This is a genomic window from Bradyrhizobium mercantei (assembly GCF_001982635.1).
GTDB lineage: Bacteria > Pseudomonadota > Alphaproteobacteria > Rhizobiales > Xanthobacteraceae > Bradyrhizobium > Bradyrhizobium mercantei.
Genome location: NZ_MKFI01000061.1, coordinates 1 through 701, shown reverse-complemented (window position 1 = coordinate 701; position 701 = coordinate 1). Strand labels below are relative to the sequence as shown.

Below are 701 nucleotides of genomic sequence, written 5' to 3'. Positions count from 1 at the left end.
GCCAAGCCGGCTCTTGTTCGGCGTGCCGTCGAGCTCGATCATGATCTGGTCGATCGCGACCTGCTCCTCGACGGCCTGGTCGCTGAGCGCCTCGAAGATCTCGCCGTTGATGGCGGCAACCGCCTTCTCGACGCCCTTGCCGAGATAGCGCGACTTGTCGCCATCCCGCAGTTCCACCGCCTCATGCGCGCCGGTGGAAGCCCCCGACGGCACCGCCGCGCGACCGATTGACCCATCCTCCAGCACCACATCGACCTCGACCGTGGGGTTGCCGCGGCTATCCAGGATTTCGCGGCCGATGATGTCGACGATGTCAGTCATGAGAACCTCTTGTGGCAGTGAGGGGGCAGATGGCGGTGCTTCTACCGCAATGCATCGAGGGGGAAAAGGCCGCCTGACGGCCCCCTTTGCATGGGGTTGTTTTGCAGGAAAACCGGTTTCCACTTTTCCGGATCATGCTCTATGAGGACCCCACGGAGACCCCTCATGGCGAAGAAATCCAGCAAATCAACGACCTCCCCGGGCCTGCAACTCGGCCGTGCGGTGGAATGGCCCGACGCGCCGGAAAAGGCGCAGCTCGACCGCGTGCCCAACCCGCAGGCTGGTACCGATTATCTGGTGCGCTTCACGGTGCCGGAATTCACCTCGATCTGCCCGGTGACGGGTCAACCGGATTTCGCCCATCTGGTGATCGACTATGT

The 701-nt window shown here is 63.1% G+C and carries 1 protein-coding gene and 1 pseudogene; one reads left to right on the top strand and one right to left on the bottom strand.

Going from position 1 to position 701, the window contains the following annotated elements:
• Positions 1 to 321: pseudogene (gene eno, locus BI327_RS40920) on the bottom strand (phosphopyruvate hydratase); the annotation flags it as partial.
• Between the two features lie 165 nt (positions 322 to 486).
• On the opposite strand from eno, the gene BI327_RS40915 reads away from it, so the two are divergent.
• Positions 487 to 701: preQ(1) synthase (locus BI327_RS40915; protein WP_394329921.1), on the top strand; the 215-nt coding region annotated here is incomplete at its 3' end.